Annotated in this window: 14 protein-coding genes; 7 read left to right on the top strand and 7 right to left on the bottom strand. The window is 41.2% G+C overall.

What is annotated here, in order from left to right; all coding sequences use genetic code 11:
- Positions 1-48: 48 nt before the first annotated feature.
- Both AC5YD2_RS01210 and AC5YD2_RS01205 read left to right on the top strand, forming a co-directional pair.
- The gene (locus AC5YD2_RS01210; RefSeq protein WP_496124561.1) at positions 49-1,599 is read left to right on the top strand and encodes an outer membrane protein transport protein; all 1,551 of its coding nucleotides are present in this window, start codon (positions 49-51) and stop codon (positions 1,597-1,599) included.
- Between the two features lie 284 nt (positions 1,600-1,883).
- Positions 1,884-2,993 carry an OmpP1/FadL family transporter gene (locus AC5YD2_RS01205; protein ID WP_496124560.1) on the top strand — a complete coding sequence of 370 codons (1,110 nt, stop codon included), beginning with the start codon at positions 1,884-1,886 and terminating at the stop codon, positions 2,991-2,993.
- Positions 2,994-3,053: 60 nt separating this feature from the next.
- Here AC5YD2_RS01205 and thrH read toward each other — a convergent pair whose 3' ends face one another.
- Positions 3,054-3,671 carry a bifunctional phosphoserine phosphatase/homoserine phosphotransferase ThrH gene (thrH, locus tag AC5YD2_RS01200; protein WP_496124559.1) on the bottom strand — a complete coding sequence of 206 codons (618 nt, stop codon included), beginning with the start codon at positions 3,669-3,671 and terminating at the stop codon, positions 3,054-3,056.
- A 201-nt stretch (positions 3,672-3,872) separates the two neighbouring features.
- Between thrH and AC5YD2_RS01195 the strand changes: the two genes are divergently transcribed.
- Together AC5YD2_RS01195 and AC5YD2_RS01190 are read left to right on the top strand one after the other, a co-directional pair.
- Complete coding sequence (locus tag AC5YD2_RS01195) at positions 3,873-4,607, top strand: phosphoadenylyl-sulfate reductase (protein ID WP_496124558.1); 735 nt, start codon at positions 3,873-3,875, stop codon at positions 4,605-4,607.
- 151 nt (positions 4,608-4,758) lie between these two features.
- Positions 4,759-6,153, top strand: a complete 1,395-nt coding sequence (locus AC5YD2_RS01190) for a WS/DGAT/MGAT family O-acyltransferase (RefSeq protein ID WP_496124557.1) — start codon at positions 4,759-4,761, stop codon at positions 6,151-6,153.
- A gap of 76 nt (positions 6,154-6,229) precedes the next feature.
- Here the strand turns inward: AC5YD2_RS01190 and AC5YD2_RS01185 are convergent, their stop codons facing one another.
- From AC5YD2_RS01185 to AC5YD2_RS01160, 6 genes are all read right to left on the bottom strand, one after another.
- A complete protein-coding gene (locus AC5YD2_RS01185) occupies positions 6,230-6,403 on the bottom strand; it encodes a PA1571 family protein (protein WP_496124556.1) in 174 nt (57 codons plus the stop codon).
- 134 nt (positions 6,404-6,537) lie between these two features.
- A complete protein-coding gene (rng, locus tag AC5YD2_RS01180) occupies positions 6,538-7,992 on the bottom strand; it encodes a ribonuclease G (protein WP_496124555.1) in 1,455 nt (484 codons plus the stop codon).
- A 109-nt stretch (positions 7,993-8,101) separates the two neighbouring features.
- The gene (locus AC5YD2_RS01175; protein WP_496124554.1) at positions 8,102-8,701 is read right to left on the bottom strand and encodes a Maf family nucleotide pyrophosphatase; all 600 of its coding nucleotides are present in this window, start codon (positions 8,699-8,701) and stop codon (positions 8,102-8,104) included.
- Positions 8,689-9,183, bottom strand: coding sequence for a rod shape-determining protein MreD (mreD, locus tag AC5YD2_RS01170; RefSeq protein ID WP_496124553.1), 495 nt, complete (start codon positions 9,181-9,183; stop codon positions 8,689-8,691). Before mreD ends, AC5YD2_RS01175 begins: the two co-directional genes overlap by 13 nt.
- Positions 9,170-10,027: a rod shape-determining protein MreC gene (gene mreC / locus AC5YD2_RS01165; protein WP_496124552.1), complete on the bottom strand. Its 858-nt coding sequence runs from the start codon at positions 10,025-10,027 to the stop codon at positions 9,170-9,172. Before mreC ends, mreD begins: the two co-directional genes overlap by 14 nt.
- A 16-nt stretch (positions 10,028-10,043) precedes the next feature.
- Complete coding sequence (locus tag AC5YD2_RS01160; protein ID WP_496124551.1) at positions 10,044-11,090, bottom strand: rod shape-determining protein; 1,047 nt, start codon at positions 11,088-11,090, stop codon at positions 10,044-10,046.
- 133 nt (positions 11,091-11,223) lie between these two features.
- Between AC5YD2_RS01160 and gatC the strand changes: the two genes are divergently transcribed.
- The 3 genes from gatC to gatB are packed head-to-tail and all read left to right on the top strand — an operon-like array spanning position 11,224 to position 14,550.
- Positions 11,224-11,538 (top strand): Asp-tRNA(Asn)/Glu-tRNA(Gln) amidotransferase subunit GatC, encoded by a 315-nt coding sequence (gatC, locus tag AC5YD2_RS01155; RefSeq protein WP_496124550.1) that lies wholly within the window; start codon positions 11,224-11,226, stop codon positions 11,536-11,538.
- Positions 11,539-11,584: 46 nt separating this feature from the next.
- The gene (gatA, locus tag AC5YD2_RS01150; protein ID WP_496124549.1) at positions 11,585-13,063 is read left to right on the top strand and encodes an Asp-tRNA(Asn)/Glu-tRNA(Gln) amidotransferase subunit GatA; all 1,479 of its coding nucleotides are present in this window, start codon (positions 11,585-11,587) and stop codon (positions 13,061-13,063) included.
- The gene (gene gatB / locus AC5YD2_RS01145) at positions 13,063-14,550 is read left to right on the top strand and encodes an Asp-tRNA(Asn)/Glu-tRNA(Gln) amidotransferase subunit GatB (RefSeq protein WP_496124548.1); all 1,488 of its coding nucleotides are present in this window, start codon (positions 13,063-13,065) and stop codon (positions 14,548-14,550) included. Before gatA ends, gatB begins: the two co-directional genes overlap by 1 nt.
- Positions 14,551-14,554: the final 4 nt, after the last annotated feature.

Raw genomic sequence — 14,554 nt, 5'->3', positions numbered from 1 at the left:
TTTAAAAACTAAAAATTCGATTCGTTAGAATGTTAGGGAAAGATTCAAATGAAATTAAAAACATTAACAACCGCTATATTATTATCATTGCCAACTGCTGGTGCTTTCGCGGCTGCCCTAGACCGTTCTGGTCAATCAATCTCAGCATTCTTGCAACCAGACAATTACTTTGAAGCTGGTATTTCAATTTTAGATCCTACCGTTGATGGTCGTGAAGCGGGTGCAAGTGATCAACGTCGTTCAATCTCAGATATGGCTGATGATTACTACTTTCCTTCTGCAGCCCTGAAGTTACAACCGACTAAGAACTTTTCTTTTGGTTTGATTTATGATCAGCCATTTGGAGCGAGTGCAGAATATTCAGGAAATAATGCATTTGTTTCCAGTACTCAAGATACCATTTTAGGACAAGCTCAATTAAATGGTATTCGTGAAAGTCAAATTTCCACCAATGTAAATGAACTCTTACCGGCTCAACTACAACAAAATTTACAGCCTGGTATTGCAGGTGAAGTCACACGTCAAGCTCAATCACGTATTGACCAAGGTCTTGTACCACCAGGAACCCCCCTTGCTATGGTTGAAGCTGGTATTCGTGCAAATGCCAACGCCATGCAACAAATTGAAGCTGGCGTAACACAAGTGATTACAGATCGCCTAACTCAAGGCGTAGCTGCTCAAGTTGATGCTGGTTTAGCTCAAGTAAACGGCTTATTGGGTGTAGGCGTCACAAAAGTCGATGTAGATACTCAAAACTTATCGATGATTGTTGGCTTTCAACCAAATGAAAATTTCAATATTTATGGGGGTGCCGCTTACCAAACCATTAAAGGAAACGTAAGTTTACGTGGTCAAGCATACAGTTTGTATAATGGTTACGATGCAAGTATTCCTGAAGATTCAGCTGTAGGATGGTTAGCAGGTGCTGCATTCCTAATTCCTGAAATTGCGCTGAAAGCTTCTTTAACTTATCGTTCAGAGATCGATCATAAAGTTGATGTTAGTGAAAATATTCCAACCTTACCTGCACTTGCATTACTTGGACAATCAGCGTTAGCACAAACGATTGCAACAAGTTCTGGTCGTACAGAAATTACGACACCACAGTCGGTTAACCTTGATTTCCAAACAGGCATCATGGCAAACACTGTTGCATTTGCGAATGTCCGTTGGGTTGAATGGTCTAAATTTGCGATTCAACCACATAAGTTCGGTCAAGTTAGTCAAGCTGTAGGTCCATTGGTTCAACGACCAAATGGATTCAATCTAGTCCAGTATGAAGACGATCAAATCTCTGCAACTGTGGGTGTAGGCCGTAAATTTAATGATCTTTGGGCGGGTAACGTTTCTGTAGGCTGGGATTCAGGTGCGGGTAATCCTGTTACAACGCTTGGGCCTACTGAAGGTTTTTGGAATGTGGGTTTAGGTCTTCAATACAGCCCGACCCCTGCTACATTTATTGCAGGTGGTGTCAAATACTTTAAGTTAGGTGATGCTGATGCACAAACTGGTGCACAAGCAGGTAGTAACGATTATGTAGCTACTTTTGAAGACAATGATGCTTGGGCATATGGCTTAAAAATCGGTTATAAATTCTAAAATTAAAAAACATAAAAAAGACCGCTCTGTCGGTCTTTTTTATTAATATACAAATATAAATTAATTGTATATTTTCAAACCGAACAGTACTAAAAAAACACTTATCTCAATGACTCAATAATTTTTTTTAAATCATATACATATATAGAATAAACACTCAAAATTGTTCAAGTTATAATCATGCTTCCACCTACTACTCAAAACTGAGTATTTACTCTTTTTTTCATTGTGTTATTTTTCACACACTTTTTATTGCCATCTTGGCTTTCAGAGATGAATAATTCATGAAATTATCTGCTATTAGCTCAGCTATTATACTGAGCGCTCTTCCAATAACGTTTTTAAATGCAGCAGGATTAGACCGTTCTGGTCAATCTATCTCCGCATTTTTACAATCAGGAAACTATGCAGAAGCTGGTATTTCAGTTTTAGATCCAACTGTAAAAAGCAATGCACTTAAAATATCGGATATGGCTGATGACTATCACTTTCCAAGTGCAGCAATTAAAATTCAAGTGGCGGATCACATCTCTTTAGGTTTGCTATACGATCAACCATTTGGTGCAGATGCCACATATCAGGTTAATAATCCCGTCTTTGCACAACAAAATGAAGGCACATCAGTAGAAGTTAAAACAGAAAACATTACAGGCTTGATGGGTTATCAACCGACTGAAAACTGGAACCTTTATGCAGGTCCAGTGTGGCAAACAGTTGCTGCTGATATTCAATTACGTGGTTTAGCGTATAAAAATGCAGGGTATGATATTCAAGTTGATACCGCTGAAGCTTGGGGTTGGTTAGCTGGATTTGCATATCAGGTTCCTGATATTGCTTTAAAAGCAGCTGTGACATACCGCTCTGAAATTAAACACAATGCAGTAGCTGATGAATCTTTTGGCTTAGGTTTACAAAATGCGCCTTTATCTAAAGTACAAGCAGTAACACCACAGTCCGTTAATGTAGATTTACAAAGTGGTATTTCTCAAAACACATTAGCTTTTGCTAATCTTCGCTGGGTACATTGGGATCAATTTGTAGTATCACCTCAAGCCTTAAAATCTAAAGGACTTGATTTAATCGAATATTCTGATGATCAGTACTCTGCAACTTTAGGCTTAGGTCATAAGTTCAACGAAAAATGGTCCGGATCAACTTCTGTAGGTTATGATTCTGGCGCAGGTAATCCTGTTACGACCTTAGGTCCAACTGAAGGATACTGGAGTGTGGGTTTAGGTGGTCAATACAGCCCGACGCAAGATACATTTATTCAAGCGGGTGTTAAATACTTCTGGTTAGGCGATGCCGTTGCACAAACAGGTGGTGAACCTGTAGGTAGTTTTGAAAACAACTATGCGATGGGCTACGGTCTAAAAATGGGTTATAAATTCTAAGTGTTGCAAAAACTCTAAAATATAAAAAGGCGCTTTAAGCGCCTTTTTATTGCTGTTGAATTAAGCCGGAATATCACGAACAGAAGCATTACGAATCGCTTCTTTCAAAGCCGCATAACCATGAATAGGTGGGAACTGTGGGAATTCAGCAATCACATTATCAGGTGCATCAAATAAGAAACCTGCATCAGCTTCGCCGAGCATAGTCGTGTCATTATAAGAATCACCAGCAGCGATCACACGGAAATTTAAACCATGAAGTGCTTGCACAGCTTTACGCTTTTGATCAGGTTGACGTAATTTATAATCTGTAATCACACCACTTTCGTCCGTTTCTAATTTATGACAGAAAATAGTCGGCCAGCCGAGTTGCTTCATCAATGGGTGCGCAAATTCGTAAAAAGTATCCGATAAAATAATCAATTGAAAATGAGTACTTACCCACTCTACAAACTCTTTCGCGCCAGGGAAAGGACCCATTTCAGCGATTACAGCTTGAATATCGTTTAAACCTAAACCATGTTCTTTCAGAATATTCAGACGCTGAGTCATCAGCACGTCATAATCAGGAATATCACGAGTCGTTGCTTCTAGCTCCTTAATTCCTGTTTTCTTTGCAAAGTTAATCCAAATTTCAGGAACTAAAACGCCTTCTAGATCTAGACATACAACTTCCATGAACCATCCCTCTTGATAGGTTGACAAAATTTTGACTTATCATAACCGAAGATAATTAAATTGCATTGATCTTTTTTAAATCTATTTTTTTCATAAGCTTTTACTTTTTAGTGATAAGTTGTATTTAAGATTTATCTTAAAATTTCTAGGAAATAAATTAATATAGGTTTAGCTGTTTCCAAGCCTATAGCCAGGACGCCCATGACTACGATTCCAACGATTGACCTTGTAGATGCACTTGCATCTGAATACGCCGATAAATCTCCGAATGAAATTTTAGAATTAGCACTAAGCCAAGCAGGTGAAATTGCTATTTCCTTCTCTGGTGCTGAAGATGTTGTTCTAATTGATATGGCTCACAATTCTGGTCAGCCTTATCGTGTATTCAGTTTAGATACAGGTCGTCTCCATCCAGAAACATATGAATTCTTAGACACTGTTCGTCAGCATTACAATATTCAAATCGAGTTTTGTTTTCCTGAATCTGAAGCCGTACAAAATCTAGTCAATGCAAAAGGCTTATTCAGCTTCTATCAGGATGATCATAAGGAATGCTGTGGTATTCGTAAAGTTCAACCACTTCGTAAAAAATTAGCGACATTAGATGGTTGGATTACAGGTCAACGTAAGGATCAAAGTCCAGGCACACGCACTGAAATTCCAGTAATTGAGCATGATATCGGATTCTCAGGCGAAGGGAAAAGTTTAATTAAATACAATCCCCTGGCAAATTGGAGCAGTAGCGATGTTTGGAACTATATCCGCTTAATGGAAATTCCTTATAATCCATTACATGAACGTGGTTTTACTTCCATCGGTTGTGAACCATGTACCCGACCAGTCTTACCGAATCAACATGAACGTGAAGGTCGTTGGTGGTGGGAAGAAGCGACACATAAAGAATGTGGCCTACATTCAGGCAATTTAAAAAAATAGTCAAAAAAGCCACGGTTACCAGTGGCTTTTTTGCACCTGAAATTAATCATTTTCTTCGCAATTCATACATAAAAAGCACTATACTCAGATTTAACGGACATATAATTCTAAAAAGCGATTTAGATATATTGCAGTGAGGCAATCTAAAACTATGCGACCTTTACATCCCCTCGATTTTATTTTTTTAAGCTTAGAAAAACGCCAACAGCCGATGCATGTTGGAGGTTTATTTTTATTTCAAATTCCGAAAGACGCTTCAAGCACCTTTATCCAAGATTTGGTCACCGATATTCGTCAATCCAAATCGATTCCGATTCCGCCTTTTAACAATCGTTTAAATGGTTTGTTTTGGGATGAGGATGAAGAATTTGATATTGATCATCATTTTCGACATATTGCCCTACCTCATCCCGGACGTATTCGTGAACTCTTGGTTTATATTTCTCAAGAGCACAGTGCATTGATTGATCGTGCTAAACCGCTTTGGACTTGTCATATTATTGAAGGCATCGAAGGCAATCGCTTTGCCATGTTCTTTAAGATTCATCATGCCATGGTCGATGGCGTGGCAGGTATGCGCTTGATCGAGAAATCACTGTCTAAAGATCCGCATGAAAAAACGATTGTTCCCTTATGGTGTGTCGAAGGAAAGCGTGCAAAACGCTTGAAAGCTGCGCCTGTATCCGCATTAAAAGGCATATTAAATACCGTCAAAGAGCAACTTTCGATTGCACCACGTGTGACTCAAGAGCTTTATCAGACTGTATTTAAGGAAATGAGAAATCCTGACTATGTATCAAGCTTTCAAGCCCCGGGGAGCTTATTGAACCAACGAGTCAGTGCTTCTCGTCGTTTTGCAGCACAGTCCTTTGAATTGGAACGATTACGCAAAATCGCCAAGTCTTTAGGTGTGACAATTAATGACGTGGTTTTAGCGATTTGTTCAGGTGCCTTACGCGAATACTTATTGTCTCAAAATGCACTACCCAAAAAACCTTTGATTGCGATGGTTCCAGCGTCTATTCGTGATGACAATTCAGATCTGAGCAACCGTATCACCATGATATTAGCTAATCTAGGTACGCATAAAGAGCAACCACTAGATCGCCTAGACATCATCATTCGCAGTGTAAAAAATGCCAAGACTCGCTTTCGTAGAATGACATCGAATCAGATTTTGAATTACAGTGCCTTCGTGTACGGTGCGGCAGGCTTTAACATTCTTTCAGGCGTGATGCCTAAGCGTCAGGCCTTTAATATTGTGATTTCGAATGTTCCTGGCCCAACAGAACCGTTGTATTGGAATGGCGCGAAACTAGATGCGCTCTACCCTGCTTCTATCATCTTAGATGGGCAAGCACTCAATATTACGATGACCAGTTATCTAGATAAACTTGAAGTCGGTCTAACAGGTTGTCGAAATGCATTACCTAAAATGCAGAATCTTTTGACCCATTTGGAAGATGAAATTCAGATATTTGAACAGATCATTGCTAAAAAAGAAGCTATAGAAATCGAAAAGAAAATGACTGCGAATGCATCGTGATTGGAATGACCGGTTTTTGAGTATAAATTTTGAATATAAAATTGAGCAATAAACTAAGGGGCTTTTAATCAGCCCCTTAATTCTTAATGTTTCGACATTGTTTTAATAATTGTTGGCATGCAACCACAACCATCGCTTTAGTGATCTGAACTTCTTGACCTTGCTCAGTTAACATCACACATGCATTCTTATGCTGTGGCTCTAAAACATGCTTGATACCACGATTTAAAATTTGTTCAGCCATACTCATCTTTTTTACCTCACATTTGCTCAGATTATTACTAACCTTTGGCTACTTGTTTCTATAGCCACTAGTATTGTGAAGTGAGCCTTGAAAGTAAAATTTCAGATGTAACAACTGTTTAGTGAAATTCTGTTACAAATTTAATTCAGAATGATATCGTATTGCTCTTGCGTGTATAAATTTTCGACTTGAAACTTTATGACTCGACTCACGAAATGCTCTAAATCCGAGACAGCTGTTGCCTCTACCGTTAAAAGCCGATCAACCACGTGCGGATGAGCAACGACAGTAAAGCCACTCTGAGATTTGAAATCTCTAGAGTAGCGTAATATCTCCCGAAATATCTCGTAACATATCGTCTCTGCTGTTTTGACATATCCGCGACCTTGGCAGGTTGGGCATGCTTCACACAGTAAATGCTCCAAAGACTCACGCGTGCGTTTACGCGTCATTTCTACTAAACCTAACTCAGAAACCTGAGTGATTTTGGTTTTTGCGTGGTCTTTTTCTAATACCTCTTCAAACTGTTTTAAAACTTCATCACGATGCTGTAGCTCTTGCATGTCAATAAAATCAATAATGATAATTCCACCCAAATTACGCAGTCTCAATTGACGTACGATGACTTGAGTGGCTTCCATATTGGTTTTAAAGACAGTATCTTCTAAAGAACGCCCACCAACGTAGGAGCCTGTATTGACATCAATTGTGGTCATGGCTTCGGTCTGGTCAATCATCAAATAACCGCCGGACTTTAATGCAACACGCGTTTGTAAAGCCTTTTGGATATCGTGTTCCACATTATACAAATCGAAAATTGGACACTCGCCTGGATAGTGCTTTAAGCGACCATGAATTGTTGGCACAAACTCTTGCACAAACTCTTCTAACTTTTGGAAGACTTCACGTGAATCTACTTGGATTTTGACTGTATTTTCATTGGCAAGATCACGAATAATACGTTGCGGTAATGGTAATTCTTCAAAAACAAGAGAAGGCACAACGATACTTTTTTGCTTACGCTGAATAAATTCCCAAAGCTTGGCTAAATAAGCCATATCTTGCGCAATCGCTTCTTCAGCGATCCCTTCAGCAGCCGTTCGAACAATCACTGAACCTGGAAGCTTATGCTCTGCCTGTATGCGCTCAATAATGGATCGTAAGCGATCACGCTCTTCTTCTGATTCTATACGCTGTGATACGCCTGTATGATGACCATAGGGCATCATCACTAAATATCGCGAAGGTATAGAAAGATCAGTGCTGAGTCGTGCTCCTTTTGTACCAAGCATATCTTTCATGACTTGAACGGTCAGAATTTGACCCGGATGGAGTAACTCAAAGACATTCGGTGTCGGCTGATTACGTGGCCACACCATATCATTAATATGTAAGAAAGCCGTACGAGACAAGCCGATATCCACAAAAGCAGCTTGCATACCGGGCAATACACGAACAACCTTTGCCTTATAAATATTGCCGACTAAACCACGTTTTGCAGAACGCTCAACAAATAGCTCATTCACCGTACCATTTTCGATTAAAGCCACCCTTGTTTCTGTCGGGGTGACGTTAATCAACAATTCATCAGACATAAAAAATACTCAAAACATTATAAAAATTCGTTTGCGAGATTAATTTAGTGCCTTAATCTTGCTTCATCTGGTTGGCTCTGTACTTAAGCGAGCTCGTCATATTCTTAAATCAGTGTTCTAAAATAGGCTTTATTTGATCAATATTCTTCAATAATTGTAATGTTTCATATAGAGGCAAGCCAACAACATTGCTATAACTTCCTTCTATACGTGGAATAAACTGAGCAGCATAACCTTGAATGGCATAAGCCCCTGCTTTGCCAATCGGCTCACCCGTTGCCCAGTATTGTTCCATTTCGAGTTCAGTCAGCTTTTGGAAATGAACTTGAGTGCGAACCACCATGCTTTGAATAGCATTTTGATTTTGCTCACAATGGGCCGACGCGACACAGATACCACTGAGCACTTCATGTTGACGCCCAGATAAAGCAGACCATATCTCAAATGCATGTTGTTTCGATTCAGGCTTTGCAATAATCTTATGATCTAACACTAAACTGGTGTCTGCCGCAATGACTATCGCGTCGGGAAATTGAACTAAAACAGCTTGTGCTTTTTGCTCTGCTAAACGTTGTACATAATGTTCTGCACTTTCGTTGGGCTGTACAGACTCGTCAACATCTGGACTGAATATTTCAAAGTTCAGTCCCACCTGTTCAAGCAACTCTTTGCGTCGAGGCGAACTCGACGCCAATATTAAACGCGCCATCTTTTTAAGCAATAATAGAGAATTGGCCATAAGCCAATGCTACTGATCAATGGTAGCCAATGACGTGTAATTGAACTTTCTACATTTGAAATCACTTGAGCTAACAAAATAAAAACCAAATGTGCCACAACCGCCATGCTCACAATGAGCCAAGTATTACCAAAAGTCATGACCCGTCTTTCACGTATAAAGTACCGAATCACAAAAGTAATCAACACATAGCTCAGAGCATTTAAGCCCAAAGGTGCGCCCAACAATAAATCGGTGAACAACCCAATCCCAAATGCAAACCAAACACCACACCAAGTGGGTTGGCACAAGATCCAAAACAGGGTCACCATTAACATGATGAGTGGACGCCAACCTGCCAAGTTGTAGGTCAACGGATAAACCACCAATACGGAGCAGATGATGACTGAAACAATAATCGCGATGAGTGGGTCTTTATGCAGGTCCGAACTAAGGTTCTTAGCGTTGAGCATTCGGTTGCTCCATGGCTAAAGAATCTGAGAACATTACCACGACATGATGACCACCTGAAAGTTGCGCTGCTGGTTTAACATCAATCTGCGCAAATTCGCCCGTGTTTTCACGTTTAATTTTAGAAACCGTACCCACTAAATATCCTGCAGGGAAATGTTGTCCTAAACCCGAACTGTAAACTTTATCCCCAACTTTAATGTTGGCACTGGTCGGCACATACTCCATTTTCAAACGCTCTAAATCCCCAGTACCCGTAACAATCGCACGCATCCCTGAACTTTCTAAACGCACTGAAAGAGAATGTTCCTTATCCGACAACAACATCACTCGGCTACTATGAGGATAGACATTGACAATTTGCCCCATGATGCCTTTATCATCGAGAACCGTCTGTCCCACTCTCAGTTGATTAGTAGCACCGCGATTAATCACAATAATATGTCGTAGAGGATCTGCATCCGTACCGATGACTTCAGAGATCTCCATACGACCATCAATAATTAAAGGTGTATCGAGTAAGCCACGTAGTCTGGTATTTTCAGCTGAGAGTTCAGATAATTTTTGTAAGCGGACTTGCGCCTGTAAAAGTTCAGCTTGCATCGCAGTATTTTCACGGCGCAATTGAGCTTCAGACTTGGTTTGTTGATTCAGCCATTCTTTCGATAAAACAGGATAACTTGCAATGGCATAAATTGGATTGTATGCAGCATACAAGACATCTCTTGCAGGTTGGACCAGGTGTGGCATACGCCAATTGAACATTAGCACCACGAAACAAGTCACAACCGCAATGATGAAGGAACGAAAAGATGGCGGTTGTCTTGAAAAAAGATTCGGTTGCACCGCCTAAGATCCTTTCTTAACCTACGAATAACATATCGTGATTTGGATTATCGAAGAATTCTAATACCTTACCACCACCACGTGTTACACAAGACAACGGATCTTCTGCAACCAAAACAGGCAAGCCAGTTTCTTGAGACAAGAGTTTGTCTAAATTACGTAATAATGCACCGCCACCTGTCAATACAATACCGCGTTCCGCAATGTCAGAAGACAACTCTGGAGGGGTTTGCTCTAGCGCAGATTTAACCGCTGAAACAATACTTTGTAATGGATCAGAAATCGCTTGAGTGATTTCATCAGAAGTGACTGTAATCGCACGCGGAACACCTTCTGCAAGGTTACGACCGCGCACTTCGATCTCAAGTGGTTTTGCGCCTTCGTCTGGAAGTGCCATACCCACTTCTTTTTTAATCAATTCAGCAGTCGTTTCACCGATCATGCAACCATGTGCTTTACGTACATAGTGAATGATTTGTTCATCAAAGACATCACCACCAATACGAAGGGAATCAGCGTAGACACAACCTTGTAGTGAGATAATCGCAATTTCAGTGGTCCCCCCACCAACATCGACGACCATCGAACCACATGCTTGTTCTACTGGCATGCCTGCACCGATTGCAGCAGCCATCGGCTCTTCAATCAAACGTACATCACGTGCACCTGCATTGAATACCGCTTCACGGATCGCACGGCGTTCTACCAGTGTCGATTTGCAAGGCACACAAACCACCACACGTGGTGCTGGTGGGAATAAACGTTTTTCATGCACTTTACCAATAAATTGGTTTAACATGGTTTCAGTCACTTCAAAGTCTGCAATCACACCGTCTTTCATTGGGCGAATCGCAGAAATATTTGCAGGTGTACGACCCAACATTTGCTTTGCATCTAGGCCAACTGCGGCAACAATTTTTTGTGAACCACTATGGCGAATCGCCACAACCGTCGGTTCGTTTAATATAATGCCCCGTCCTGGCGCATAAATTAGTGTATTAGCTGTACCCAAATCAATGGCAAGATCTGGCGAAAACAAGCCAATTAGTCGTTTTAGAATCACGGTTCGTTCTCAATTAAACGTTATATGGTCGTAAGATGGCAACTTTAACTAAATGTGATGATTTGAACAAGTCAATCGCTTATTATAACACACGATATTTGAATATTTTTTAATACTGATTAGGTGAGACATCATGTCAGCTTCAGATGCTCAGCATTCTGCAGATTTAAATGCACAAACCGTTTCAAGCATTGCTCATTTGGCACGCTTATCTTTAAACGAAACGCAATCTGCTGAATATGCTCAAAGTTTAAATAAAATTTTAGGAATGATGGAAACCTTAAAAGGGATTAATACCGATGGTGTTGAGCCTTTAAAGAGCCCATTTGACAATCCACAACCCTTACGTGAAGACGTGGTTTCAGAAGAAAATCACCGTGAGGATTATCAAGCGGTAGCCCCTGCAACACAGGATGGCTTGTATCTTGTGCCTCGTGTGATCGAATAATTTCGCCTTAAACCTTATTTAAATTTGAACGTAAAGAATTGAACTCATGACTGATTTACATCGCTTATCAATTCGTGAAATGGCTGAAGGTTTAAAATCCGCTCAGTTTTCATCACGCGAGTTGACTCAACACTATTTAAACCGTATCGCAAAAATTGACACTCAAGTTCAATCTTATGTGACTGTGACCCCTGAACTGGCTTTAGCTCAAGCTGATGCTGCAGATGGTCTTTTAAAATCTGGGATGGCGGGTCTGATGACCGGTATTCCTTTGGCGCACAAAGATATTTTCTGTACCAAAGGCGTGAAAACCACGGCTGGTTCAAAAATTTTAGATAATTTTATCTCTCCTTATGATGCGACTGTAGTGGCTAAAGGAATTGAAGCAGGCTTGATCACTTTAGGTAAAGTGAACATGGACGAATTCGCCATGGGTTCAACCTCGGAGTCTTCTTACTTTGGTGCGACCAAAAACCCTTGGGCTTTAGATCATGTTCCGGGTGGTTCTTCAGGTGGTTCTGCTGCGGCTGTGGCTGCTGATTTAGCACCAATTGCAACAGGTACAGATACCGGCGGTTCAATCCGTCAACCTGCGTCTTTCTGTGGTTTGACTGGTCTTAAACCGACTTATGGTCGTGTGTCTCGTTTCGGTATGATTGCCTACGCATCATCATTGGATCAAGGCGGTCCAATGGCACGCTCTGCTGAAGACTGTGCTTACCTCATGAACGTAATCGCAGGTCATGACGCTAAAGATTCAACATCAGTCAATAAAGAAGTCGATGACTACGTTGCAAACTTAAACGGCACATCGGTAAAAGGCTTACGCATTGGTATTCCTAAACAATACTTTAATGTTGCAGGCTTAGATGCGGACGTTAAAGCACGTGTTGAAGAATCACTTAAAAAATTGGAAGACATGGGCGCAACTTTGGTTGAGATCGATCTCAACATGACGGATGCTTATGTACCTACGTATTACTTGATTGCACCTGCTGAAGCGTCTTCTAACTTACAACGTTTTGACGGTGTTCGTTACGGCTACCGCTGTGAAAATCCTGTGGACTTGATGGACTTATACAAACGTTCTCGTTCAGAAGGTTTTGGTAAAGAGGTTCAGCAACGTATCTTGATTGGTACATACGCATTGTCGGCTGGGTATTACGATGCGTACTATGTGAAAGCACAAAAAGTACGTCGTCTCATCCAACAAGACTTCTTAAAAGCATTCGAATCTGTTGATGTCATCGCAGCGCCTTCTGCACCGACAACTGCCTATAAGATTGGTGCAAACCTATCACCTGTTGAAATGTATTTGGGTGACATTTACACCATCGCGGTGAACTTGGCAGGTCTTCCTGCGATTAATGCGCCTGTTGGTTTTGACCAAGACAATTTACCGGTTGGCTTACAGTTGATTGGTAACTATTGGTCAGAATCTCAATTGTTGTCTGTGGTACATCAGTATCAACAAGCCACCGATTGGCACACCAAACGCGCTGCAATTGCTGAGGAGAACGCATAATGTCTCAAAACAATTCAAAGAACACCGCTAAACCTAAATCAAACCTGATTGATGGTTGGGAAGTGGTTATTGGTATCGAGATTCACACTCAGCTTGCAACCAATACCAAAATTTTCTCAGGTTCATCGACTGTTTTTGGTAATGATCCAAACACGCAAGCCAGCCTTGTTGATTTGGCAATGCCGGGCGTATTACCTGTATTAAATAAAGAAGTGGTTGATTTAGCAATTCGCTTTGGTTTGGGTATTGATGCGTATATCGACCAAGCCTCTGTGTTTGCACGTAAAAACTATTTTTACCCGGACTCGCCAAAAGGCTATCAAATCAGCCAAATGGACAACCCAATTGTGGGCTTGGGTCATATCGACATCCAACTTGAAGATGGTACTGTAAAACGCATTGGCGTAACGCGTGCACACCTTGAGGAAGATGCAGGTAAATCGATCCATGACCAATTCGAAGGCATGTCAGGTATCGATTTGAACCGTGCAGGTACGCCACTGCTTGAGATCGTATCTGAACCTGATATGCGTTCTGTAGAAGAAGCGGTTGCCTACATTAAAGCGATTCACACGTTGGTGCGTTGGTTAGGGATCTCTGACGGCAACATGGCGGAAGGTTCATTCCGTTGTGACTGTAACGTGTCTTTACGTCGCCCGGGTCAACCCTTCGGTACACGTTGTGAGCTTAAAAACCTCAATTCATTCCGTTTCATTGAACAAGCGATCAATGTTGAGATTGAACGTCAAATGGAAATTTTGGAGTGGGACGGCACCATCGACCAAGAAACCCGTTTGTTCGACCCTGTGAAGATGGAAACGCGTTCGATGCGTTCTAAAGAAGAAGCGAACGATTACCGCTACTTCCCTGACCCTGACTTGTTGCCTGTGATCATTGCAGATGAACAGATTGAAGCAATTAAAGCAACCATGCCTGAGCTACCTGTTGCACGTCGTGCTCGCTTTGTGGCTGACTTTGGTGTGACTGAGTACGATGCTCACGTTTTAACGCTGACTCGTGAAATGGCAGACTTCTATGAAGCTGTTGTGGCTGCTGCTGGCGGTGCTGCGCAAGGTAAAATTGCGGCAAACTGGGTAATGGGTGAATTCTCAGGGGCGCTAAACAAAGCAGGCTTAGATTTGGCTGATTCTCCTGTAACGGCGGAAAAACTTGGCGGTATGATTGCACGTATTGTGGATAACACGATTAACGGTAAGATTGCGAAACAAGTGTTCGGCTTTATGTGGGATGAAGGCAAAAATGCGGACGAAGTGATTGCGGAAAAAGGCTTGAAACAGGAAACTGATACAGGCGCAATTGAAGCAATTATTAGAGACGTGCTTGCTGCCAATGAGAAGATGGTTGAAGAATTTAAATCTGGTAAAGAGAAAGCTTTCAATGGTCTTGTGGGTCAAGTGATGAAAGCAGCGAAAGGTAAAGCTAACCCTGCACAAGTCAATGAACTGATGAAAAAATTGATTGGTTGATTTA

It is taken from the genome of Acinetobacter sp. CY73, assembly GCF_059515865.1.
The sequence above is the reverse complement of the archived record's forward strand: the minus strand, read 5'-3'. Positions and strand labels throughout refer to the sequence as shown.